A 23,356-nucleotide genomic window follows, 5' to 3' on the forward strand; every position below is an offset into this window, starting at 1 on the left:
AGCAAGAGCGAAAGGGGCATCGATGGACGCGAGCGAGCACGGAGCTCAAGCCGACAACACGCTGCCATGCTTCGGCATCAGCGAAGTCGCCGACATGGCGGGCATCTCCGCGTTCACGATTCGCTACTACGACAAATGCGGGTTCTTTCCCGAACTGGCGCGCGATGCGCGCGGCGTCCGCACGTTCTCGCAATCGGATGTGGCTCAGCTGTACTTCGTCGATGCGCTTCGGAAAAGCGGCCTGTCGATCGAGGGCATCCAGTATTACGTGAAGTTGCAGCGCCGCGGCGCGGCGACGCGCGACGAGCGGCTGGCCATCGTGCGGGCTCAGGAGACGGTGCTCGAGTACCAGCGAGCCGAGCTCGACGAGAGCTTGAAGCGGTTGAGCGCCGCAGGTGTGGAATTGTCGACGGATAGAAAGTCTCGATGACCTTCGTGGTATAGTACTCGCCGAATCCGGTTTGAAGAACCGCGATTTCCATGACCTAGGGCTCGTCCGAAGGCGAAATAGGGCCTTAGAACGGCTCTCAGAGCCTCGTTTGCAAAACCCCAGGTCAATGGCTATGAAATTTTGAGAAATAGGGAAAGAGCGCATGACTGACAACGAACATAGGCCGCCTGAGCCGCCTCAAGGGCGCGATCCCGGGCGCGAGCCTGACGATCGCAGCCGGCAGACGACGCTTAACGGCGTCCCGGTTCCGTCGTCGAACATGAACGACCTTCGCGAGCTGAAAAAGGCTCAGACGATGGTCATGGTGGCGAGCGTGGCCGGACCCGTGTCGCTGTTCATCGGCGGCGTGCTTCTCAGCGGCGTGGGACTGGCCTGCGCCATCATCGCGCTCCGCAAGCTGAACAAGCTCATCGAGAAGCGCACGGACGTATCCGCGCTTGCGCAGCGTCTCAAGCGCTCGGCGATCGTCGGCGTTGCCGTGTGCGGCGTGGCGCTCACGCTCAATGCGATTTCGTTCTATCTGATGATGCCCGTAGTACTCGAGATGATGGAAAGCGGCGATTACGCGGGAGCTGTGACGGATGCCGGGATCGGCGCTGCAGGATCGACCTCGACCTGGGGATAATCTTATCCGCTGTCGAAACCGCATAAAGCGCTGCAGGTTATGCACGGAACCCGCAGCGCTTTGCTTTTTGCTTCCGAATGCTCGCCAGCCCAAACTCCCCCGACCGCTCCTCAATTACCTATTTTATTGATAATATGTCTTATGTAAAGTTATACTGATACTCAGGATTTTTTCGACCAGAAGGGGTTGCCGAGCGATAGGAATTGCTCCCCGAAGTGGTTGTTCAAGATATTGGCGCCCGCGCAGTAGAAGCTGAGGAGCGAAATAACAAGCTCGCTGATCGCGGCGAGCATATGCGTCGCTTCCCGAGCAACCCCGAACGCGCTTAGAGCCAAGCCGACGAACAGAAAATCAATGGCGAGGAATATGAAGAACAGCACTTTCGTGGTACGCAGCGCTCCTATGGTCATAAACGCAGTCAAGATGAGGTACGCCACGAAAGCGGCTCCTGTTTGGCGCGGATCGAACGTTTCGGCCGCATAAGAGCCGAACATGCCGTTGGTCGTCGCCCAGCCGAATGCCATGGCAAGCCAAAACAACCCGTAAGCGATAAACGCGGTGCCGCCGAATGCGTTGTTCTTCCTCAAATCGATCAATCCGGCGATAAGCTGAGCGCATCCCCCGAGGAAAATGGCCCACCCCATGACAGCCGCCGTCCCGTCGGTGATGCCGAGTTTTTGAGAACAGGCCACGAGCGTGACTATCGCCAGCCCGAACAACCCTAGAGCGCTCGGATCAGCCCACGAGCCCCGCTCTTCCTTCTTCATCTCCCCCATGCTCGCAACTCCTTTCGATTAATTCCTACTAAAGTGGTAAATTTTGAGCAATGATACCGGCTTGCGGGCAGCCGAGCACGCCGATGCTTCTTCAGCTACCGAACGTACCTGTTTTGTCGGTGATCGTCCTTTCGCGCATGGGCGAAGGCTCAACTGCGACGTCGGAATAAGCCGGGCAAGCAGTACGGCGGCATCCCGATTTGCCAACGAACGTCTGACGAACCGTCCGCGGCTGGCGGTTCCGGCTTCGTCCGCTCGTAGGATGGCTGCGAGGTGATAGATATGAACGTATTGACGTACGGCGAGTGGCGCGACACGTGCGACACCGTGCATATGCTGCTGCAGATGATGGGAAAAGCGAAGCTGCAATCGATGGATCCGCAACCTGAATGGAAGCAAGTGGTGCTCGATGCCGATGCGAACGGCTTCACCACCGGACTGATCCCGTTCGGCGCGGACGGCTTCGAGATTAAACTGAACATCGCGGATGCCGAGATGGCCGCGATGACCGCGGCAGGCGACTGCGCGCGTTTCCCTATCGAAGAGTGCGTCTCGGTGAGCGAGCTGTACGGCCGTTTCACGGCGATGCTCGAAAACATCGGGCATCCGATAGCCATCAACACCGTCCCGCAGGAAATGCACACTGAGGTTCCGTTCGATCGGCAGAACATCGCGCGCGAGTTCGATGCCGCGGCTGCACGGCGCTGCTTCCGTCAGTTCCTGTTCGCGCGCGGGGCTTTGAGCGGGTTCGCAGCGCCGTTTCGCGGGAAGAAGATCCCGCCTTCGCTGTTCTGGGGCACCTTCGACATGACGACCGTGCTGTTCTCCGGAAAGCCCTGTCCCTTCGAACGCACGGCTTCCATAGTAGAGCGCGTCGCCTTCGACGAGCAGTTCGTGGAATTCGGGTTCTGGCCGGGCGACGATGCTACGAACGATCCTTCCTTCTTCGTACTGGCCTATCCGTTTGTTGAGAAAGGGTCGTCGAGCGATGCGAATGTCGACGAGGCGTTCTTCGATGCCGAGAGCTCCGAGTACTTTCTGCGGCTGAAGGATGCGTTGCGTTACGACGATCCCCAGGCCGCGGTTCGTCGGTTCTGCTCCTCAACGTTCGCGCGCATCATGGAACGGCAGAACTGGGAACGTCGCGACTGGTTCACCGAGCCGTTGCTGAACGGTTAGCCTCCCCCTCCTTCTGCAGCGGTCGATGCGACCGTCTTAGAGCAACTCTAAGACGGTCGCTCGCATTATGCCGTCGCCGATCAGCAAGCCGACAAACCGGGATGGACGCGAGGCTCGCAAGGCCTTATGCTGGAACGACGCATACCAGGAAGGGGAAAACGATGAAACCCATTAAAACGATCGTGGCGGCTTGCCTTGCCGCGGTCGCGCTGAGCGTCGGAGCCCTATCGCTCGGCGCCTGCGGCCCGAGCGCGGAGGAAGTGGTGCGACAGGGGGTGGCCGACGAGCTGGAGCGCCTGAAGACCCACGACGAGGCGCTGCTCGACGAGCTGGCGGCCGACAGCGGGGTGGACCAGCTGGCAACCTACGGCATCGACGCCAAGTCGTTCATAGCCGCTTATCTCGACGGATTCGACTACCGCATCGACGAGGTGAAGGTGGACGGCGACAACGCCACGGCGACCGTGGTGCTTACCTGCAAGAAGTTCGACGCGTTCGCCCAAGCGCTTACGGAGGCTACGACGGCGCTGGCAGAAGATGGGCAGACGGCCGAGCTCGATGCCGACCAGATCAACGAGAAGGTCGGCCAGCTGGTGCTCGAAGCGCTCGGCTCGGTGGAACCGACTGAATCCAACCCGGTGGAATTGCCGTTCGCGCGCACGGACAACGCATGGGGGCCGGCGAGCGGAGCCGAGCAGGCGCTGTCTACCGCGCTGTTCTCAGGCTAGAGTCCGCGTCATCTGCGGCGGTTACGTTTAGGATACTGCACGGTAACCGATATGAACGCTTTGGTGCGTTCGGTCTGCGGAATGGTATCGTGTGCTCCATGGATACCGTAGGCTCTTTGCAAGGAGGAATCATGGGGTACGTGGTTTCCCTGCTGTGCTTCCTAGGCGTGTTGGGATGCGTTTCGCTCGTCCGACGCCTTGCATAACGGGATACGAACGAGAAGGGCCGGCATATGCCGGCCCTTCCTCCGTCTTGGAGCCGCAAGGAAACGGAGGCTTGCATGAAGCGCAGGAAGAGCGTGCTCATCGCGTTCGGCACGCGCCCGGAAGCGGTTAAGATAGCGCCGGTTTTGAACGCGCTCGAAGCCGACAAGGCGTTCGAGGTCGAGGCGCTCTCGACGGCTCAGCACCGCGAGATGCTCGACCAGACGGCGGCTGCGTTCGACTTGCGCATCGATCATGACCTGAACCTCATGCGCGACCGTCAGACGCTCGACGGGCTCACGGCGCGCATTCTGACCTCCGCGACCCCCGTGCTGGAGCTCGCGGCGCCCGACGCAGTGCTCGTGCACGGCGACACCACCACTGCTCTCGCGCTGGCGCTCGCGTCGTTCTACCGACAGATCCCCGTGGGGCACGTGGAGGCGGGCCTGCGATCGGGAAACCGGTACTCCCCCTTTCCCGAGGAGATGAACCGTCGTCTTATCTCAAGCCTCTCCACCTGGCACTACGCCCCCACCGAAGGCAACCGAGCAAACCTCCTCGCGCAAGGCGTCGATCCGGATAGCATCCGGGTAACGGGCAACACCGTCATCGACGCGCTCCTTGAAACGGTAAGCTCTTCCTACCGCTTCGAGGAGCCGGCTCTCGAAGCGGTCGATTTCGACGGATTGCGCGTCTTAGGGTTGACGTGCCATCGGCGCGAGAACCTGGGCGAACCGATGGAGCGCATGTTCGCTGCAGTACGCGACACGGCAGACGCCCACGCTGACGTGCGCGTGGTGTACCCCGTGCACAAGAACCCCGCCGTGCGCGCGATAGCCGAGAGGGCGCTGGGCGGGCATCCGCGCATCACCCTCGTCGAACCGCTCGGATACGCCGATTTCTCCAACTTCATGGCACGATGCGCCTTCATGCTGACGGATTCGGGCGGCGTGCAGGAGGAAGCACCGGCCCTCGACGTGCCCGTGCTCGTGCTGCGCGACGATACCGAGCGTCCCGAAGCGCTTGAAGCGGGCTGCGCCGCCCTGGTCGGCACGACGTACGAAGGCGTGCGCGCATCGTGCGAGGCGCTGTTGGGCGATGCGGCGCTGTACGCGCGCATGGCGGTCGCTCCCGACCCCTACGGAGACGGACATGCGGCCGAGCGCATATGCAGCGCACTCCATGACGCCCTCGACTAGGAGAAACGCGACACGGCGAGGCCCATCTCGCAAGCGATGTCGTCGACCGAGCGGCCGAGATGCAGCGCGTAAGCCAGCGCCATGCCCGCCTGTGGCAGCTCTACGCTCGTCTCCTCCAGAAGCGTCGCCGCCCCGGCAGGTTGCGGAGCTTCCGCCGCGTTGTCGAACGCGAGAGCGCCTTCGAACGCTTCGAGCAGGTCGGCTGTGCTGGAGAACAGGAAGAACGTCGGTTCGCCCAGCAGAAACGCCAGTTCGTCTCGCTCCGCGCACGAAAGGTCGTCGTCCACGGCGACGATCCATCCTTTTTCGCTCTCGACCAGCGGCAGCGCGGCGAACCGATCCGCCGCGGCGAACGGCATGCGATCCATCAGCTCCAGAAGCACGAGGTCGGGCTGTGCGCGCACGTACATCGACTGCTGCTGCAAGGCGTAAGCCTGCGTGAGGTGCCTCTCTTCGACCAATCCCTGCCTCAGCAGCTCCTGCCCCAACCGCACGCCGCGCGCACGCGCCGATCCCACGGCGTCTTCCAGATGCCCTGGCTCCACGAAACCCCTCTCCAGCAGCTCGTCGCCCAGAAGGCGCCGATAGCGTTCGAGCACCGAAGCGGGGAGAAATTCGTGGTCGGTCTTGTTCCATGCGGGACCTTCCTGCGCAGACGTCGCATTCGAGGTTTGCGCGTCGTCTCCGTCCGTTGCAGGCTTTCCTTCGCCCTCCTCCTCTGCCGCGTTGCCCCGATGCTCGACGACCGGCGCGGCGGCCGCCTTGGCCTCTCGTCCGCGCAGCAGCACGTAGGCGATCTTCTGCCGCCATGCGCGAAACGTCGCGCACATGTTGATGAGGTTGCCCCATAGAAGCCTGAGCGGAAACAGCGGCGGCAGCAGGATGGAGAACGCCATCGTCTTCCAGCCGTACACGTTCGCTAGCGCGCGTCCGCGAAGCACCTGCCGTTCCACCATCATGAACAGCAGAAACACGCACATCCACCACGAAGGGCTGTGCAAGGGGTACATGACGGGCAGCTCCAGCTGCGGCGCGAACGTCTGCACGAGGAAGTACGCGAGCACGGCGTAGCCCGGCAGCAGCACGAAGTTCGCGAACTTCGCCTTGAGGTCCTTGTACAGAAACGTGCGCTCGGCGAACGTAAGCTCGCTTTTGCCGAACACATCGGCCATGCTCGCGCTCTGCATCGTGATGCCGTACACCCATCGCGCCTTCTGCCGCACCGCCGCCTTGAACGTCGACGGGAACAGCGAGCGCGTGGCGATGTAGTCCCACACGGTGCGCCCGCGCGCGTCGACGCGCGGCACCTTCTCAAGCACGTAGTGCACGCGGAAGCCGCGCATGCGCAAGGTGAGCGACAGCTTGTAATCCTCGGTCAGGCTGTTGCGCGGCAGCAGTTCCTCGTCGCGAAACGCGTCGAGGACGCGCCGGCCGATGGCGAAGCCCGTGCCCGCCGAAGGAACGAAGCCCAGCTCGTCGCGCATGACCATGGTGCGGAAGTGGTGCTCGGCGAACTCGTCGGCGTAGGTGGACGAGGTCAGCGTCTTGAAGAACAGCCGCAGCCGCGGCATGCGCTGCAGCGGGAACACGGGGAACTGGAGGGCGTCGTAGTCGTCGATCAGGTAGTTCGTCATCTTGAACTCGTTGGGGTGCACCACGTCCTCCGCGTCATGGATGGTGACGCTCGCGAAGCGCACGTCGCGCTCGGCCTCGTATTCCCGGATGGCCCGCACGGTATGGTTGATGTTGGCGGCCTTCGACGTGGGTCCGGGATCGTCTCCCACCACGCACACCACGGTGCCTCCATGGCGCGCCTCGAGCGCGCGAGCCACGGCCACGGTAGCCGCATCGTTGGGGTAGACGCCCAAAAACACCCGGTACAGCGAGCGCGGGTACTGCGCGGAGGCCACGAGGTTGTCCACCACTTCGCCCAACACGGCGTCCTCGTGCCAGGCGGCGATGACCACGGCCAGCATCTTCGGCGGCTTCTCGTTGATGAGCGACAGCTTCACGCGCTTCTTGCCCGTGCCGCGAAACAGCGCGAACACGTCCCACAGCACGTCGTCCGCGCCGAACACGATGAACGCGAGCGCAACGAAGAAGCCGATCCAATAGACGACCTGCTCGTCCATGCCCGCTTCCGCCTCCTTTCCTCGCCTCAGCTCATCTGCCAGCTTGCCCGCGTGAAAACGCCATCGTTGCAGTTCGTCCTCGGTCGATCTCCGAAGCGAGGCAGACGGCAAGCCCGCGCTACGATGCCGAGAAGCATCCGCGAGGAAGGAGCAGGTCATGGCCGGTAGGAAAGGCGCAATCGCGTTCGGTCTCGTGTACATCCCGGTGGAGCTGTTCACGGCGACGCAGGATGACGCCGTACGGTTCAACCAACTTGCCAAAGATAGCATGAAGCGCGTGCGATACGTGAAGACGTGCCCTGACTGTAAACGAGAGCTGAAACCGGAAGACATCGTGAAAGGCTACCAGTACGAGAAGGGCAAGTACGTAGTGGTGGACGACGAGGAGCTGGACGCCATCAAGACCGATGCCGATCGTGCTATGAAGATCGTGCAGTTCTCCGACATCGACGAGGTGCCGCCTCTCTACTTCGAGAAGCCCTACCAGGTGGTAGCCCAGCCCGGCGGCGAGAAGGCGCTCGAACTGCTTCGACGAGCCATGGTGGACGAAGGCAAGATCGCCATCGGCACGACGGTGCTGGGCAATTCGGAAACGCCCATCGCGCTCATCCCCCACGACGATGACCTGGTCATGATGACGCTGCACTATCAGAGCGAGGTTAAGGACGTCCCCAAGACGCTCCAGCACCCCGACGTGGCCGACGAGGAGCTGTCCATGGCGAAGCAGCTGGTGGAGAGCATGACCGCGCCGTTCGATCCGAGCCGCTTCCGCAACACGTACCAGGAGAAGCTCATGCAGCTCATCCAGGACAAGATAGCCGGCAAGCAGATCGTGGCCGAAAGCCAAGAAGCCCAGCCGTCGAACATCATCAATCTCATGGACGCCCTGTCGGCCAGCCTCAAGGCGCGCGACGGCAAGGACGGCGTGCCGAAGAAGCCCGCTCCGGCGAAGAAACCCGCGCGCAAGCGGGCGTCGGCCTAGAGGCTCGCGACGGGAGAGGCCTCTTCGGCAACGCTTTCAGTCTGACGACGATTCGGGCCAGGTCTTCTCCACGAGCCAAACCGAACCGATGCCGACCGCGATGCCGATGACGGCGCCCGCCAGGATATCGGAGGGATAGTGCACGTACAGGTAGAGGCGCGAGAAGGCGATGAGGCATGCGACGGCCACGGCCGAGACCTTGAGCGCCAGCACGCCTCTGCCCTTCCCCGGCAGGCAGCACAGCGCCGCGGCAGCGGCGAACGACACCATGGAGTGGTTCGAGGGGAACGAATCGCCCGACGGCGGCGGGATGAGCAGACCGGCGAACTCGTAGGCGACGAACGGCCGTGCGCGCCCGAACAGCGGCTTCAGCACGAACATGCCGAGGATCGCGGTCGCGACGACGGCCAGGAGCACGGCTACGCCCCACCTGCGGTACCTCGGCTGCGCGACGAGCACGGCGCCGGCGACGAGCCACACGAGGGCGAGGTCTCCCAGATGCGTGGCCAGCAGCATGATCTGGTCGAGCAGCGGCGTGCGCAGATGCTGCTGGATGGCGTCGAGAACGGCGATGTCCACGCGAGGCTCCTACGAGCGGGGCGCGCCGGAATCCAACCACGCGAGAAGCCCCGCGCAACCGGCCAGCACGTCGTCGTACGTGACGTCGAAATCGCCTGTGTACCAAGGATCGGCCACGTCACGCGCGGAATCGGCGAACTCGAGCAGCTTGAAGCAGCGGCCCTCCGCAGCCCGTCCCAGCTGGCGACGCATGTCGCGCATGTTCGCCTCGTCCATGCCTACGAACAGGTCCCATTCGTCAGCATCGGCGCGGCGCAGGCGACGGGCGGTCTTGCCGGAGCAATCGATGCCCTGCGCTTCCAGCACGGCGCGGGTGCCGTGATGCACGGGGCTGCCGATCTCGTCGTCGTGCGTGGCTGCCGACCCGATGACGAAGGCGTCGGCCATGCCTCGGCGCGAGACGAGATCCTTCATCACGAACTCAGCCATGGTTGAGCGGCATATGTTGCCGTGGCACACGAATAGGATGCGATGCGGCGCGCTCATCGGCTCTCCCCCTCCTCGGGTTCGAGGACTTCGAGGTAGCGTTCGTACAGCTCGGGCACGGCGCGCTTCAGGCTGACCGGCTTGAACGTTTCAGCATCAACGAGGCAATGGGTGCTCCGTCCCGTGCAGCAGGGCTTCTCGACGTCGAGATCCTGGCCTTCCCGGAACACCTCGTAGGCGTATACGGTCTTCGTCGGGCGCGAGGACACTACGCGCGTGCGCACGACGGCCGTGTCGCCGTAACGCAAAGGCGCGCCGTAGTCGCATTCGAAATGCGTGACGGGCGACAGGTAGCCCGCCTGCTCGATATGGTCGTACGGAAACCCGATAGCCTCGAGGAACCGCGTGCGCGCATCCTCGAAGTACAGCAGATAGTTGGCATGGTAGACGATGCCCATCATGTCGGTCTCCGCATAGCGTATGGTGATTGGCGTGCAAACCCGCATGGCTTCGCTGTCCGTCCTTTGCAATCGGCTACAATGTTCGCATGAGGAATATCGTAACGTATATGGCCGAAGAGCAGCGCACCTTCGCGGAATCACCGTTTAACCCCGTCGACTCGCTTGTGTTCGCGACGCTCGCGTACTTCAACTACGAGGTGGCGCCCGGCGTCGACCTCGCTTCCCCCGACGGCGTCCTGCTGCACGACGTGGTGATGCTGTCCGATTGGGAAGCGCTCACCGCGCACAGCTGGATGGAGGACGCGAAGGACACCGAGGCGTTTCTGCACGTCCTGTCGGCAAGCCGCCGCATGCGCGACGTGCGCGCCTCGTTCTATGCCAACGAGCGATCGGAGATCGTGGAAAAGCAATTCTCCGCCGTCACGCTGACGTTCCCCGCCGCCGACGGCGAGGTCGCCTACCTCGCGTATCGCGGCACCGACGGCAGTTTCGCCGGCTGGAAGGAAGACTTCAACCTCTGCTTCAAGGAAGTGATCCCTTCCCAATGCACGGCGGCGGCGTACCTGTCGGGCGTGGCGTCGGCGCTCGCCTGCCCGCTCATCGTCGGCGGGCACTCCAAGGGCGGCAACCTCGCCGAGTATGCTGCGCTCGTAGCCGACGAGAGCGCCTTCGAGCGCTTGCGCGGCGTGTTCAACCACGACGGGCCGTCGTTTCTGGACGATCCGTCACCGCGCATCGACGACGATCGGTTCCATGCCCTGCTGCACAAGACCGTGCCCGAGTCGTCGGCGTTCGGCATGATCCTCGAGCGCCGCGCCGACTACCGCGTTGTGCGATCCTCGGCTATGTCGGTGTTCCAGCACGAGCCTTTCACCTGGTTGACCGAAGACGACGACTTCGTGTACCAGGAGGCGCTCAACCCCTCTGCCGTGTTTTTCGACGAGGCGCTTGACGCGTGGCTGCGCAGCAAAGCCCCCGACGAGCGCGAGCGCTTCATCGACACCATCTACGAGCTGTTCGCCTCCACCGAGGCCGGAACCTGGAGCGAGTTCCAAACCAAGCTGTTCGCGAACACGAGGCAGCTTTTAGGCGCGCGCTCGAAGCTGGACGCGGAGACGAAGAGCTTCATCTGGCAGACGCTGGGCTCGCTCGGAGGCATACTCAAGGACGAGACCGTCAAGCGCTTCAAGCCCGCCCCGCCTACCTGGCTTCCCCGACGCCGCGAAACGTACGACCCCGAGAAAGGAACCGAAGCATGACCGCTAGCGCGTACGGACGACTGACCCCCCGCATGGCCTGGCAGCTGGCCGCGCCGCATACCTGGCCGGCCGCCATCCTGCCCGTGCTCGTCGCCGCCGCGGCGGCGGCCGTTACCTCCTTCAGCATCTCGGCGACCATGGTATGCGTGCTGCTAGTCATCTGCGTGCTCATGCAGTCGGCGGTGAACACGTTCAACGACTACTACGATTACGTGAAGGGCGCCGACTCGGCCGACGACAACGTCGACCCGACCGACGCGGTGCTGGTGTACAACAACGTGAACCCGCGCGCGGCGCTGGCTCTGGCCGTCGGGTTCCTCGCGGCGGCGTTTCTGCTGGGGGCGTACGTGATCTGGATCGCCGGATGGATCCCGCTCGCCATCGGCGCGGCGGGCGCCGTCGTCGTGGTGCTGTACTCGGCGGGCAAGACGCCCATCTCGTACCTGCCCATCGGCGAGCTGGTCAGCGGGTTCGTGATGGGCGGGCTCATTCCGCTGGCGTGCTACCAGGCGCTTTCCGGCACGTTCGACCTCCGTGCGCTCTTGTGGGCCGTGCCCACCATCCTGGGCGTGGGGCTCATCATGTTCACGAACAACACGTGCGACGTTGAGAAGGACGTGGAATCGGGACGCCGCACGCTGTCGGTGCTGCTGGGACGCGAGCGGGCGCGCAAGCTGTATCACGGCGTCGTGTACGCCTGGATGGCCGCCATCGTCGTGCTCGTGGCTGCGTTCTTCACGAACGGGCTTCTGGTGATGCCGTTCATGCTGCTGGCAAGCTATCCCCTGCTCAAGGCGCTGCTGGGCAACCCGTTGGCGCCGCAGGCCCGCATCGGCGCCATGGCGCAGGTGTGTAGCGCGAACATCGCATTGGGCGCGTTCTACGCGGCGGCCATCCTGGCAAGCGGCATCGCGGTCGCGCTCTAGCGGAAGGAACGGGATCTCATGGAAGCGACCGTCGCGGCGGGGCTGTAGCGACTCGGGCCGATCTGCCTCGCTCGAAGCACGACGACGCGAGCTCCCTCGACGGGACTGCGGCGATTTCTCGGATCGCGAGGGCAAGCCGCTTCTTTCCGCTTGTGCCCTTCCGAGCAGCCCGCCGTCCTCGAAAAGGCGAGAACACATCGAATTCGGAAGAAATCGCGTACCCTGCAAGAAAGCGAATTCGATGACAAGAACGGATCTTTCCATTGAACAGGCCGTATGCGGAAGCGAGCACGCCAACACGTCTGCTATCCGTTTGAAAACTTCCGAATCCGATGATTTTTCGCCAACGGAGGCGCTTTCGGATGCACCGAGGGGAGGACTCGAGATGCTCGGCGGGAAGGCGCCTCCGACGCGAGCCCCCGAAACATCGTGCTCGCACGACGCACCGTGCGAGAGACCCTTCCGCTTTCGGGACATCTCGCGTCACGTGGTGGTCGGAAGGGCCGTGCATGCCGTATACTTCCAAGGACGTGAAAACGACGAGGCGGGAGACGCCGCCCGGGGCTGCGGCTACGATGCGGCAACGGCGACGGACGCCGCTTGCGAGGAACAAAGGAGAATGCGGATGGAGATCGCTCGTTTGGTTCTAGGCGTGTTGCTGCTGGTCGCGTTCGCGCTGCTGACGGTGCAGCTGTACAACGGGCGCTGGCTGTTCCTCATCGCCAAGCCCGAGAAGACGAAGAAGGGCACGTTCTTCCCCGAAGGAACCGCTAATACGGGAAAGCGCGCGGCATGGGTGATGGTCGCCTGCTTCGCCGTGACGGCCACGCTCATGGCCTACGAGATGAGCAAGATGACCGGCGTGCCGGCGTTCGCGCAAACCTCCTCCATCCTCAACAACATAGCGCTGGTGGCGTTCTGCCTGAGCCTGCTTTGGACGCTGTTCGCGGGTCGCGACGAGCAGAACTATCGGGATCGCTTCAAGAAGGACGGCGCGCGCCTGCTCGTCTTGCTGCTGGGAGCCTGCGCCGTTATGACCGCGCTCTCGATTCTGTTCGTCTGATCAGCGCTCCTGCGTACGTTCGGTGGCGCGGTCGACGAGGTCGATGAGCTCTTGGCGCGAATGGATATCCAGCTTCGCGTACACGTTGCGGGTGTGGGTTCGCACGGTATTCCACGACACCTGAAGGCGCTTGGCTGCGGCGCCGGCATCGTAGCCCATGGCAAGGCAGCGCAGCACGTCCTTCTCGCGTCGCGACAGCCCCGCCTGATCGGCTAGCGCATCGATGGCCAGCCCGAAGCGCCCCTTCTTGTTCGTATGCGCGTCAGCGTCGTCGGGGCGCATACCGGGCAGCTCGTCGCCCAGCAGGTCGTCGAGCGAGGCCTCCCCCTCCCCTTCGGGCTTGAACAGACGATCGAACTCCTTCTCCGAGAACAGCACGAACGCGCAGGCCAGCACTGCGAACGCCAGCACGAGGTACAGCACGATCGAGTTGCCCGTGGCTGCTATCTGCGGAAACACGTGCACGCCCGCCAGCCATCCTGCTCCCGACCCCGCCATGAACGCTCCATAACCGAAGCCGAACACGAGTACGGCCGAGATGTGGCGTTGGTACACCACGAACGCGAGGATGCACCACAGCACGAATTCGAAGACCGCCGAGAGGAACGTGACGAGCGCGCTCCATCCAAGGTGCGTGACGCCAACGATGGGACAGAACGCGATGAGCGCCACGACGGCGGCCATGATGACGGAGTAGATCTTTCCGAAATCGAACCGTTCGCCCTCCACGCCGATGGCGGCCGCTGCGAAGACGAGCGCCATCGCCATGCGCAGCAGCATGACCAGGCGCGTGTTGTCCAACGTGACATCGATCGGCGACACCTCGACGAGCATCGAGCGCAGGGCAACCACGACGAACGAGAACGCGAACGTGACGGCTGCCAGCTTCCAGAACGAGCGCGGGAAGCGGGAGCGGCTCTCGCCGCGCTCCGCCTTCTCGCCCGACGGCGCGATGAACGACAGCGCGGCGGCTCCGGCTGCCGCAAGCGGCATGCCCACGAAGGCGAGGATGCCCGCGAGCGACGGCCCGCCGGGCACGGGCTGCCATGAGGGCGATCCGATGACGGTGAAGTAGATGACTGCGATCGCCACGTGCGACAGCGCCGTGTACAGGATGGCCTTGCGCGGCGCGATGGCGCCGTAGAGCTGCCCGCACTTCAAGCCGACGACGGCCGTGCCCAGCCCCGTGCAGGCGCTGGCGATGTAGAAAAGAGCGGTGATCAGGTCGTACGGAAGCACCTTCGTGAGGTAGTACGGCCCGATGAGGACGATGACGAGGCAGCCGAGCGAAGCGAACGCGCCGCCGGCGATCACCACGGCGGGGCGGTCGAGCAGCTGCCGTATGCGAGCCGCCCGAAAGGTGGACGCCAAGAGCACGATGCCGAACGTCAGCGTGGACACGATGTACATCGTTGATATGTTGGCGCCGTTCATCTCCGTGTCGGAGAGCCATGCCGTGCCGCTGTAGGCGATGTAGGCCCATGCCAGCCAGACGCCCAACGCCAAAAACGGCAGCGACGGGCACGCCTTGACGAGCTTTTCGAAAAATCCCTTCATGAAGCCGTCGACTCCCCCTCCCGAAACGGACGACAGCCCGAACCGCGCGCTTCCCCTCGAGCGTCAGACGGCTTCGCGGATACGGCGTTCCTTCGCCGCGCGGACGAGCCGTAAAACGACGTATGCCGCGAACACGGTCGAGTATACCGCAACGCTTGTCGTCGCCGCAACGCCGCCATGCAGCGCCGAAGGGGCCAGCATCAGCAGTAGGTGCACGTACGTGAGCAGGAAGAACGGATAGGCGAGCTTCTGCACCTTCTTCCAAGTTTCGGTGCGCATGCGCCTCTTCACCAGGTTGAACGACGTGACGCCCAGCACGGCCAGCAGCGCCAGCAGCACGACCGCCACCGCGAACGAGGCGGCCACGTTGCCGTTCGTCGCCCCGCCCGACGCGATGCGCGGCAGGTACGTGGCCCCGTACACGGCCACGTGGCCGAGCGACAGGAGCCAGGCGACGATGGACAGCTCGGCGCGCACGGGCTTGAGCCACATGCAGGCGCGCGAGCCGCGATCCAGCACGCCGATGTACATGACCACGACGAACAGGGCAAGCGGCAGCAGGCATTTCTGGATAAGAACGAAGAACACGCTCCATGCGTCGCGGGGCATGCCCCAGAACGTCCCCGCCACGAAGGCGACGTCCACGAGCAGGGCCGCCGCGTAGAACGCCATCGGGCAGGCTTTGAGGGGGTTGCGCAGCGCAAAGCAGGCGGCAACCGTGCATGCGAGCACCAGCGCGAACGTCATAGCCTCTCCAACTCCTCCGCCATATCGGCCAGCACCTCGGCGTCGAACAGGAAGAAGCCCTTGCTCATCTTCAGCACGCCGCGGTAGAAACGCGTTTTCACCAAGTGCAGCGCCAGCTCCTCGAAGTCGTCGAACCACGACAGGATATGGTCGTGCAGCACGTGCTGCGAAAGGCGCACTTGCTCGAGCGCGCATTCCGCATCGTTCGCTTCGAGCGAGCGCACGGCCCGCCTCGCCAGGAGAGCCTGGAACTCGCAGAGGTACGACAGGTGGTCGTCGGGGAAGTCGTAGCCGGGGCTTTTCCGCACGCTGTTCTGGCGGTACAGGCGGTACACCTCGTGGTAGGAGTCCTGGAACAGCAGGCCTTCCTCGCTCGTGAACACCGACTCGTAGGGCGTGGCGTAGCGGCCTTTCCACGACGACGTCCCGGCGAAGGCGCCCGTGAAGTCCACTGCCAGCTCCTGGCGCGTGCCGGAGTGCCGCTTCGACAGCGCACGCTCCATGTCGTGCAGGCCCTCCGCCATGAGTTCTCCCGCGCCGGCGAATGCCGCAAGGCCTCCCTCGGCGATGCGGTCGATCTGCTCTTGGGCGAGCGGTTTGTAGTACAGCGCCGCCACCACGTCGTAGAAGGCCGCGCGGCCTTCGAGCGCCGAGGCGATGTCCGCGCAGGTCTGCGTCTCCATCATCGTGACTCCCCTTTCTCGTTGCTTCTCGACCCCTGGCTTGGGCGCGCCGCCGCGTCCCGGCAGGCCTTGGGAGGGGTTCGGCCTGCCGGGACGGGTTGCAGCGCGCGGGCTTACGATGCGGACACGCGGTCCGTCGTCACAGGATCGCCCTGCCATGTCGCCGTTGCGGCAGACAAGATGTAGACCGTCGCCGGTTTGAGCCCGTGCGGATCGTCAAGCTGGTGGCAGTTCTCCGCACCGGCCGCCGCAACGGCCTTCGCAGCGGAGCTGTCGGGATCGTCCAGGTCGCCGAAGTAGCGCGCGCCGCAGCAGCAGTTGTGCACGCAGGCCGGCACCCAGTCCTCCTCCTCATGTCGCTGGAAGCACAACGTGCACTTCTCCACCACATTCGTGTTCGGATTGAGCGTGCGCACATTGTACGGGCAGCCCTTCAGGCACGATTCGCACCCGATGCACTCCTCGGCATTGACCAGCACCACGCCCGTGGCTTCGTCGCGGTACGATGCGCCCGTCGGGCACACTTCGATGCAGCCGGGGTTCTCGCACTGCTGGCATTGCAGGGGAATCCAGTACTGCTCGATGTCCGGGAAGGTGCCCGTGGGTCCCACGGCGTGCACGCGGTTGTAGTACACGCCCAAATCGACGTTGTTCTCAAGCTTGCAGGCCGCAACGCAGCCGTCGCATCCGCTGCAGCGGTCGAGATCGATAACCAGGCAGTTTCTCATCAGAACACATCCTTCGTCTGAGCTTCGGACAGCATTTCCTCAGTCGGCAGGAACGGCGCGAACTCCTCGGGCTCCACCCATACGTTCGCGGGTTTCTGGGACTTCTCGATCTTCACCGTGAAACCGCGGTTCGTGTAGGAGCCGTACACTTCGTTGAACGGGGCGTCGTTCTTCGTGAGCACGTTCACGTTGCACTCGCGCCAGCCGGCCGTCGGGTTCGTCTGGGACTCGTCGTAGCACTCCGGGTTCCAGAAGCGCTCCATCCACACGGTTTTCGGATGCACGCCCTCGGTGAGGTAGGCGCGCGCGTGCACCTCGCCGCGGCGGCTGGTCACCTTCACCCAATCCATATGCTCGATGCCCAGCTCCTTGGCGCTCGCCGGATTGATGCGGATCTCGGCCGTGGGGAACAGCTCGCGCGACAGCGCGGCGTGGCGCATGGTGCCATGGTGGAAGTACGGCACGCGGCCCGACGTGAGCACGAAGGGGTATTCCTCGTCGGACAGCGGGCTCTCCGCCGGCTCGATGTACGAGCAGATGGGGCTGTAGTCCTCGCAGGGCTCCTGCGGCTCCGGATAGCAGAACGGATATCCCGTGCGCGCCAGCTTGAGCAGGATCTGGCAGTACACCTCGATCTTGCGGGACTCGGTGCCGAAGCCGGCAGGCAGGCCATCGTCCACCACGGTTTCATGTTGGCCGTAATGGAAGTACTCGCTGGCCGGCGTGACGTAGGGCACGTACTTGTCGGCGTTCTTCACCAGCTCGTCCCAGCTGGGCGCGTGCAGCGTTTCGGCGACGGAGGCCTTGACCTCCTCCTCGGTGGCGCTGCCCAGGTATCCGGGCTTGAGGCCGGGAAGCTCGCCGCCCATCTTCTCCGCGCATTTCGCCACCACCTGCGCGGCTGGGATGGAGTGCGACACCGTCTCGCCGATGTGCACGCACTCGTTCTGCAGCCACTGGGTGTTGAGCTGGGTCATGTTCACCATGGGCTCTTCCAGCCACTCGCGCACGGGGAACACGAGGTCGGCGGCCTCGATGTGGAAGGAGGTGAGCATCGGGTACTGGCCGATGATGTAGTCGACCTCGGGGAACACGTCGTACCACGACTTCGCGTTGCCCAGCATGGCCAGCTTGTTGCCCGACATGTCGAACCACACGCGCGGCTTGTACGGCTCGCCGGTGGCGATGGCCTCGCGCACCGTGGGGATATGGCTGTGGCACCATGCGTACAGACCCTTGTGGTCTTTCATGCCAAGTCGATCGACGAGCAGCTGGTTCGCCAGCTTCTGCTGCGGGTTCTCCTCCCCCAGCTTCTTCGCGCGCGCCTCGTTCTCGGCATCGCTCATGCCCACGACCGCGCCGATGCCGTACATGTCCGAGAACATGCCGTCGAAGCCGTTGTTGTACGTGACCGGGCGCTTCGTCGGCGGCGCGCCGGCGGCGCCGTACTGCGTCATCGTGCAGCCGGGCTTGTTGACGTAGCCCATGATGGAGTCCAGGCCCATGCAGCCCAGCGGCACCTGCGAGGCGGACTCGGTCATGTCCGACGCCACGCCGTTCGCGATGCCGGCAACGGAGGCCTCGGCGTAGATCTTGATGGCCTCTTCGATCTTGTCGGCCTCGAGCCAGCAGTTCTCGGCGGTGTGCTCGAGCGTCCAGGGATCGGCTTCTTCCTTGTAGATCTGGCCGGCGGTCTTGTACGTCTTCCCTTCGAAGTCGCCCGTCCAGAAGATCTCGGGGTCCACTGCGGCGTCGGCGGGCGCGGAGAACTCGAAGGGCGCCACCGCGTTCGTCTTGAGGTCGTAGCAGACGTAGGCCGGGGTGTTCTCGGGCGTGGTCTGCTGGAAGTCGGGGAACAGTTCCTGCGCCTTCACCGGCAGCTTCGTCTCGGGGTCGATAAGGAAGGGCAGGTTCGTCCAGTACTTCGTGAACTGCTCGTCGTAGAGCTTGTTCTCGAAGATGTAGCGGAACCAGCACAGGAGCAGGCCCGTGTCGGTGGCCGGGCGCACCGGCAGCCACACGTCGGCCTTCACCGCGTCGGGCGAGAAGTTGGGATCGACCACGATGGTCTTCACGCCCTTGGCGCGCAGCTCGGCCATGCCGCGGCCCGATTCTGCCGTCTGGCTGACGGAAGGCTGGGCGCCCCACAGCACCACGACCTCGGCCTTGTTGTCGGGGTCGGGACGGAATATCTCCTGCACGGCGTTGTCGGCGATGGACTGGTCGTTGCCGCCGTAGAACAGCTTCGACATGCTCCAGCGCGGCAGATAGCACTGGGCGCAGCCGGGCTCGAACACGGTGGGCGACCCGAACGCCATGGGCAGGGTCATGGCCTCCATGAACGAGTAGGCCCCGCCGCCGCCCACGCTGGCGAAGAAGGAATAGGGCCCGTACTTGTCGATCGAATCGCAGATGTGCGTCGCCGCTTCCTCGACGGCCTCGTCCCAGCTGATGACCTCCCATTTGTTCTCGCCGCGCTCGCCGGCACGCCGAAGCGGATGCAGCACGCGGCGGGGGCTGTACATGGTGTGCAGCTGGTTGAGGCCCTTGATGCACAGGCTTCCGCGACTTACCGGCGCGTCGGGGTCGCCTTCCAGCTTTACGACGACGCCGTCCTTCAGATACGCGATAGCCGGGCACATCTGGATGCAGCCGTGGCAGGACGTCTTCATCCTCACGAGACCCTCGTCGGCGCCGCCGCCGGACGGAGCCTGCTCCTGCGGAGTCTCCTGCATACAGCCGGCCATCGAAGCGCCGAACGCCGCCGTCGCGCCCACCAGAGCGGACGCCTTGACGAAGCTTCGACGTGTCAACGTGGTTTCAGCCATGTTCTCCAACCTTTCTCCTTATGATGGTTCTACTCGCTTGCCTTCAGATCCCGCAGAAACGCGTCCCCCTCCTCCGTCAGACACCAACCTTCTTTCCAGACCAAAGCGCCCGAGCGCTCCAGCTTGTCCACGAACACGCTGGGCTGCATGCGCCGCCGCTCGCCGTCGACGACGGTTTCCAGCACGGGGCGCCCGCGCAGCAGTTCCACGATGTCGTTGTAGGCGCGCGGACGAGCTCGGACGAACTCCAGCAGCTCGATATACACGTCGGCGCGTTCCGGCGCGAGCTGCAGCAACTCCACGAGGCGCGCCCGAGGGCGATGCTGCTCGACGAAGCGCACTCCCGCTTCGGTGGTGCGAAACGCTACGGAACGCACGAGGTCGTCGACGGCGTCCTCGTCGAGCCCCTCCTTGTCCTGTTCCATGACGATGGCGCCGCGCTCGTCTCGCTCGATCCTATCCAGCCCGCCGGCGCGCACGAGATGCTCGGCCAGGCGGTACTGGTTCTGGGTAGCGGTTTCGAATTCGGGCCAGGATGCTGCTTCGCGCTCAAGGTCGTCCAACGCGCGCTCCTCGGCGCAGTACGCGAGCATGCGATAGAGCACCTCGCGGTTGAGCGGATGGCGGCATACCGTGTCCTCGATTGCGGCCAGCCGATCCTCGACGGCTTTCGCGTCGACGACGGCTTCATCTTGCATGGCAGTCATGCGCCTCCCCCTTCGCTGCATTCCTCCGTTGGGCTAACTTTAGGCAGCGAACGATGGCGAAACTATCTGCATTCTGGATGAAATGTGGAGGAATTATGGCGAAAGTTCTCACGCAAAATGCGTGAGTGAGGGAATTTCAGCTGAGAAAACAGGGGGTCGGCGAGCGATTCGCCGTTGTGGGCGCAAAACGGCACCCATGGCAATTTGCGCGTGCCGTGCGGGCGCGACGTCGACCAAAGCCCCTGATGGCGAATTTTTCGATATACGATTTCCCAGTGGATAGCCTCAAGAAAACGTCATGGGTGCCGTTTTGCGCCCACGGCAACGGAGTCGCTGCGGCGGGGCGACTCCGGTAGGCTTACCTCCAGCGCACTTGCACGAGGTCGTCGAAGGTCGTCGGCAGCGCGGCGAGATCGAACGTCGCCAGCAGCTCTTCGGGCGTTGCAGGGTCGCATGCGGGAGCGAGGCCGGTGATGCCGGCGATATGGCCGATGACGGCTTCGGGCGTCTTGAAGCGCGCGAGCAGCGCGTCGAGGGCAGCGTCGCGATCGCGCTTCGACAGGCGACGGTCGCGCTCGGCCACGAGCAGCGGTATGTGCGCGTAGACGGGATGCGGCAGACCGAGCAGCTCTTGCAGGTAGAGCTGCTGGGGCGTGGAGCACAGGAGGTCCACGCCGCGCACCACCGAGGTGACGCCCTGAGCCGCGTCGTCCACCACCACGGCCAGCTGGTAGGCGAACGCGCCGTCCGAGCGCTGCACGAGGAAGTCTCCGCAGTCGGCGGCGAGGTTCTGCGCGTAGGATCCCTGCACCTGATCGACGAAGGCGACCTCCCGATCGGGCACGATGAGACGCTGCGCGGGCATGCGCTGCTGCGCGCGGACGGCGCGCTCCCCGTCGCTCAGATGCCGGCAGGTCCCCGGGTACACCGGCTTCTCGCCGCGATGCGGCGCCGATGCCGCATGCAGGTCGGCGCGCGTGCAGAAGCAGGGGTACACAAGGCCGCGTTCGCGCAGCTCATCGTACGCGGCCCGGTAGGCCTCCGTGCGGTCGTGCTGGAAGTACGGCCCTTCGTCCCAAGTCAGCCCCAGCGCTTCGAAGTCGCGCTGCACGGCATCGATGTAGACGGGCTTCGAGCGCTCGGCATCGAGGTCCTCGATGCGCAGCACGATGCGGCCACCTTGCGACTTGGCCACGAGCCATGCCGTCAACGCCGCGAACACGTTCCCCGCATGCATCCGCCCCGTCGGCGAAGGAGCGAACCGCCCCACCACGGGAGCGGACGACGAGGCGGCTTCCACGCGGAACCCTCTACTTTCTCAAATCTTCGACGTGCTTGGTTTTGCCGGTGCTGCGCTCGATGCCGCCGGGCTCGACGAGCTTCGCCTTCACACCCACCAGCAGCACGCCCTTGAGCTTGTCTTCGATGGAGCGGCGCAAATTCTCCATGTCCTCGTACGAGTCCGAGAACGCCTCGGGCTTGAGCTCCACGTGCACGGTCATGCGGTCGAGGCCGCCTGCGCTCTCCACGACGATGCGGTAATGCGGCGTGACGCCGTCGATGCCGGCCAGCACGTCCTCCACCTGCGAGGGGAACACGTTCGTGCCGCGGATGATGAGCATGTCGTCCGAGCGGGCGCGCACCTTCTGCATGCGGGCCGTGGTGCGGCCGCACGCGCACGGCTCCGTGACCACGCGGGTCAGATCGTGCGTGCGGTAGCGCAGCACGGGGATGGCCTGCTTGCCCAGCGGCGTGAGCACGAGCTCGCCCATCTCGCCGTCGGGGACCGGATCGCCCGTCTCGGGGTCGACGACCTCCCAGAGGAAGTGGTCCTCGGCGAGGTGCTGCATGTCGCGCGAGGCCAGGCACTCGCCCGACACGCCCGGCCCCATGACTTCGGTCAGGCCGTAGTTGTCGGTGCACACGATGTGCATGCGATCCTCGATCTCGGCCTTGAGGCCCGGCGGGCACGGCTCGCCGCCGAACAGGCCCACGCGCAGCGGGGACTTCGCCCAATCGTAGCCCATCTTCTCCCCCACCTCGCACACGTGTAGCGCGTAGGACGGCGTGGCCACCAGCACGGTGGTGCCGTAGTCCTCGATCATGGCGATGTGGCGCTCGGTGTTGCCGGAGCCGGCGGGGATCATCATGCAGCCCAGCTTCTGCAGCCCGTAGTGCAGGCCGAAGCCGCCGGTGAACATGCCGTAACCGAAGGCCATCTGCGCCCGATCGCCCGGCACGACGCCCGCCATCTGCACGAGCCGCATGATGCAGTCGGCCCACATGGCCATATCGCTTTCGTTATAGCCCACCACGATGGGCTTTCCCGTGGTGCCTGACGACGAGTGCAGTTCCACCACTTCGTCCAGCGGCACGGCGAACAGGCCGTACGGGAAAGTGTCGCGCAGCACGGACTTGTCCGTGAACGGCAGCATGCGCACGTCCTCGAGCGTCTTGATGTCGGAGGGGGTCACGCCCGAATCGTCCATGCGTGCACGGTACCAGGGCACGCGCTCGTACGTCCAGCGAACCTGCGCGACGAGCTTCTCCAGCTGGATGGCGCGGATGCGCTCGCGCGAGGCGCATTCGACAGCCGGATTGTGGATGGGCAGGCTTGAGAAATCGCCTGCCGCGACGGCGGCCAAAGCCGCTCCTTTCACGGTGATGTCGGTCACGCGGATCACCGGCTTTCCGGCGCGACGGGGCGGGCGAGGTCGTCCTGCCCGATGAGCTCGACGGGCTGAGCCGCCAACAGCTTCTCGGCGCGCGCGATGTCCTTGACGGACAGCGCGATGTAGGTGGAGATGAGCGAATAGCTGTACGTCACGTTGATGCCGCAGTCGGCCATGATGCCCATGACGCGCGCCAGCTCGCCAGGCACGTCGTCGAGACGCGCGCACAGGACGTCGGTCTGCGTGGCCGCCGCGCCCATATCCTGCAGCACGGCGAGCGCCTTGTCGGGCGCATCCACGATGAAGCGCACGATGCCGTAGTCCCCCGTGTCGGAGGCGCTGTAACCGCGCACGCTGACATGCGCGTCCTCGAACGCATCGAGCACGCGGCGCAAGTGCCCGGGGCGGCTTTCCAAGAATACGCTGATCTGTTGAACGCTCACG

23 protein-coding genes are annotated in these 23,356 nt (G+C 64.4%); 9 read left to right on the forward strand and 14 right to left on the reverse strand.

Features of this window, described 5'->3' with window-relative positions; translation table 11 throughout:
• Positions 1-22: 22 nt before the first annotated feature.
• Both GT590_RS09885 and GT590_RS09890 read left to right on the forward strand, forming a co-directional pair.
• Complete coding sequence (locus GT590_RS09885) at positions 23-430, forward strand: MerR family transcriptional regulator (RefSeq protein WP_009307016.1); 408 nt, start codon at positions 23-25, stop codon at positions 428-430.
• Between the two features lie 163 nt (positions 431-593).
• Positions 594-1,076 carry a hypothetical protein gene (locus tag GT590_RS09890; protein ID WP_015760665.1) on the forward strand — a complete coding sequence of 161 codons (483 nt, stop codon included), beginning with the start codon at positions 594-596 and terminating at the stop codon, positions 1,074-1,076.
• A gap of 161 nt (positions 1,077-1,237) precedes the next feature.
• Here the strand turns inward: GT590_RS09890 and GT590_RS09895 are convergent, their stop codons facing one another.
• Positions 1,238-1,852, reverse strand: a complete 615-nt coding sequence (locus GT590_RS09895) for an acetate uptake transporter family protein (RefSeq protein ID WP_015760664.1) — start codon at positions 1,850-1,852, stop codon at positions 1,238-1,240.
• Between the two features lie 282 nt (positions 1,853-2,134).
• Between GT590_RS09895 and GT590_RS09900 the strand changes: the two genes are divergently transcribed.
• The 3 genes from GT590_RS09900 to wecB all read left to right on the forward strand — a co-directional run bounded on the left by GT590_RS09900 (position 2,135) and on the right by wecB (position 5,162).
• Positions 2,135-3,031, forward strand: coding sequence for a DUF5996 family protein (locus GT590_RS09900; protein ID WP_009307011.1), 897 nt, complete (start codon positions 2,135-2,137; stop codon positions 3,029-3,031).
• Between the two features lie 161 nt (positions 3,032-3,192).
• Entirely contained in the window at positions 3,193-3,759 is a 567-nt protein-coding gene (locus tag GT590_RS09905) for a hypothetical protein (RefSeq protein ID WP_009307010.1), read from the forward strand.
• A 281-nt stretch (positions 3,760-4,040) separates the two neighbouring features.
• Positions 4,041-5,162: a non-hydrolyzing UDP-N-acetylglucosamine 2-epimerase gene (gene wecB, locus GT590_RS09910; protein WP_114538098.1), complete on the forward strand. Its 1,122-nt coding sequence runs from the start codon at positions 4,041-4,043 to the stop codon at positions 5,160-5,162.
• On the opposite strand, the gene GT590_RS09915 is transcribed toward wecB, so the two are convergent.
• The gene (locus GT590_RS09915; protein ID WP_114538099.1) at positions 5,159-7,294 is read right to left on the reverse strand and encodes a phage adsorption protein NrfB; all 2,136 of its coding nucleotides are present in this window, start codon (positions 7,292-7,294) and stop codon (positions 5,159-5,161) included. The two genes, wecB and GT590_RS09915, sit on opposite strands and share 4 nt — an antisense overlap.
• Before the next feature lie 157 nt (positions 7,295-7,451).
• Here GT590_RS09915 and GT590_RS09920 point away from each other — a divergent pair, with 157 nt between their 5' ends.
• A complete protein-coding gene (locus GT590_RS09920; RefSeq protein WP_114538100.1) occupies positions 7,452-8,276 on the forward strand; it encodes a Ku protein in 825 nt (274 codons plus the stop codon).
• A 36-nt stretch (positions 8,277-8,312) separates the two neighbouring features.
• On the opposite strand, the gene GT590_RS09925 is transcribed toward GT590_RS09920, so the two are convergent.
• Genes GT590_RS09925 through GT590_RS09935 form a run of 3 tightly spaced genes read right to left on the reverse strand, consistent with a single transcriptional unit; the run spans position 8,313 to position 9,787 of the window.
• Positions 8,313-8,855, reverse strand: coding sequence for a phosphatase PAP2 family protein (locus GT590_RS09925; RefSeq protein ID WP_009307006.1), 543 nt, complete (start codon positions 8,853-8,855; stop codon positions 8,313-8,315).
• 9 nt (positions 8,856-8,864) lie between these two features.
• Positions 8,865-9,341: a low molecular weight protein-tyrosine-phosphatase gene (locus GT590_RS09930; RefSeq protein ID WP_009307005.1), complete on the reverse strand. Its 477-nt coding sequence runs from the start codon at positions 9,339-9,341 to the stop codon at positions 8,865-8,867.
• Positions 9,338-9,787: a thioesterase family protein gene (locus GT590_RS09935; protein ID WP_009307004.1), complete on the reverse strand. Its 450-nt coding sequence runs from the start codon at positions 9,785-9,787 to the stop codon at positions 9,338-9,340. Before GT590_RS09935 ends, GT590_RS09930 begins: the two co-directional genes overlap by 4 nt.
• Positions 9,788-9,849: 62 nt before the next feature.
• On the opposite strand from GT590_RS09935, the gene GT590_RS09940 reads away from it, so the two are divergent.
• The 3 genes from GT590_RS09940 (at position 9,850) to GT590_RS14580 (ending at position 12,990) form a co-directional block, all read left to right on the forward strand.
• Positions 9,850-11,001 carry an Mbeg1-like protein gene (locus GT590_RS09940; RefSeq protein WP_015760656.1) on the forward strand — a complete coding sequence of 384 codons (1,152 nt, stop codon included), beginning with the start codon at positions 9,850-9,852 and terminating at the stop codon, positions 10,999-11,001.
• Positions 10,998-11,927, forward strand: a complete 930-nt coding sequence (locus GT590_RS09945; RefSeq protein ID WP_114538101.1) for a prenyltransferase — start codon at positions 10,998-11,000, stop codon at positions 11,925-11,927. Before GT590_RS09940 ends, GT590_RS09945 begins: the two co-directional genes overlap by 4 nt.
• A 625-nt stretch (positions 11,928-12,552) precedes the next feature.
• Positions 12,553-12,990, forward strand: coding sequence for a hypothetical protein (locus GT590_RS14580; protein WP_015760654.1), 438 nt, complete (start codon positions 12,553-12,555; stop codon positions 12,988-12,990).
• Here GT590_RS14580 and GT590_RS09955 read toward each other — a convergent pair whose 3' ends face one another.
• The 9 genes from GT590_RS09955 to GT590_RS09995 form a co-directional block, all read right to left on the reverse strand.
• Positions 12,991-14,547, reverse strand: a complete 1,557-nt coding sequence (locus GT590_RS09955; protein WP_114532789.1) for a helix-turn-helix transcriptional regulator — start codon at positions 14,545-14,547, stop codon at positions 12,991-12,993. It abuts the gene before it with no gap.
• 63 nt (positions 14,548-14,610) lie between these two features.
• Positions 14,611-15,294 (reverse strand): ferric reductase-like transmembrane domain-containing protein, encoded by a 684-nt coding sequence (locus tag GT590_RS09960; RefSeq protein WP_114552396.1) that lies wholly within the window; start codon positions 15,292-15,294, stop codon positions 14,611-14,613.
• Complete coding sequence (locus tag GT590_RS09965) at positions 15,291-15,980, reverse strand: molecular chaperone (protein ID WP_161171062.1); 690 nt, start codon at positions 15,978-15,980, stop codon at positions 15,291-15,293. The genes GT590_RS09960 and GT590_RS09965 overlap by 4 nt, the downstream gene beginning before the upstream one ends.
• 110 nt (positions 15,981-16,090) lie before the next feature.
• On the reverse strand, positions 16,091-16,705 hold the full coding sequence (locus GT590_RS09970; RefSeq protein WP_114550620.1) for a 4Fe-4S dicluster domain-containing protein: 615 nt from the start codon (positions 16,703-16,705) through the stop codon (positions 16,091-16,093).
• Positions 16,705-19,533, reverse strand: coding sequence for a molybdopterin-dependent oxidoreductase (locus GT590_RS09975; protein WP_181816808.1), 2,829 nt, complete (start codon positions 19,531-19,533; stop codon positions 16,705-16,707). Before GT590_RS09975 ends, GT590_RS09970 begins: the two co-directional genes overlap by 1 nt.
• A gap of 29 nt (positions 19,534-19,562) precedes the next feature.
• Positions 19,563-20,240, reverse strand: coding sequence for a hypothetical protein (locus tag GT590_RS09980; RefSeq protein ID WP_114552292.1), 678 nt, complete (start codon positions 20,238-20,240; stop codon positions 19,563-19,565).
• Between the two features lie 358 nt (positions 20,241-20,598).
• The gene (gene gluQRS / locus GT590_RS09985; protein WP_114532800.1) at positions 20,599-21,540 is read right to left on the reverse strand and encodes a tRNA glutamyl-Q(34) synthetase GluQRS; all 942 of its coding nucleotides are present in this window, start codon (positions 21,538-21,540) and stop codon (positions 20,599-20,601) included.
• A gap of 10 nt (positions 21,541-21,550) precedes the next feature.
• Positions 21,551-22,915 (reverse strand): phenylacetate--CoA ligase family protein, encoded by a 1,365-nt coding sequence (locus GT590_RS09990; protein WP_231566093.1) that lies wholly within the window; start codon positions 22,913-22,915, stop codon positions 21,551-21,553.
• A 5-nt stretch (positions 22,916-22,920) separates the two neighbouring features.
• Complete coding sequence (locus tag GT590_RS09995; RefSeq protein WP_009306992.1) at positions 22,921-23,355, reverse strand: amino acid-binding protein; 435 nt, start codon at positions 23,353-23,355, stop codon at positions 22,921-22,923.
• Position 23,356: the final 1 nt, after the last annotated feature.

Source organism: Eggerthella sp. BIOML-A1 (assembly GCF_009875595.1).
GTDB lineage: Bacteria > Actinomycetota > Coriobacteriia > Coriobacteriales > Eggerthellaceae > Eggerthella > Eggerthella lenta.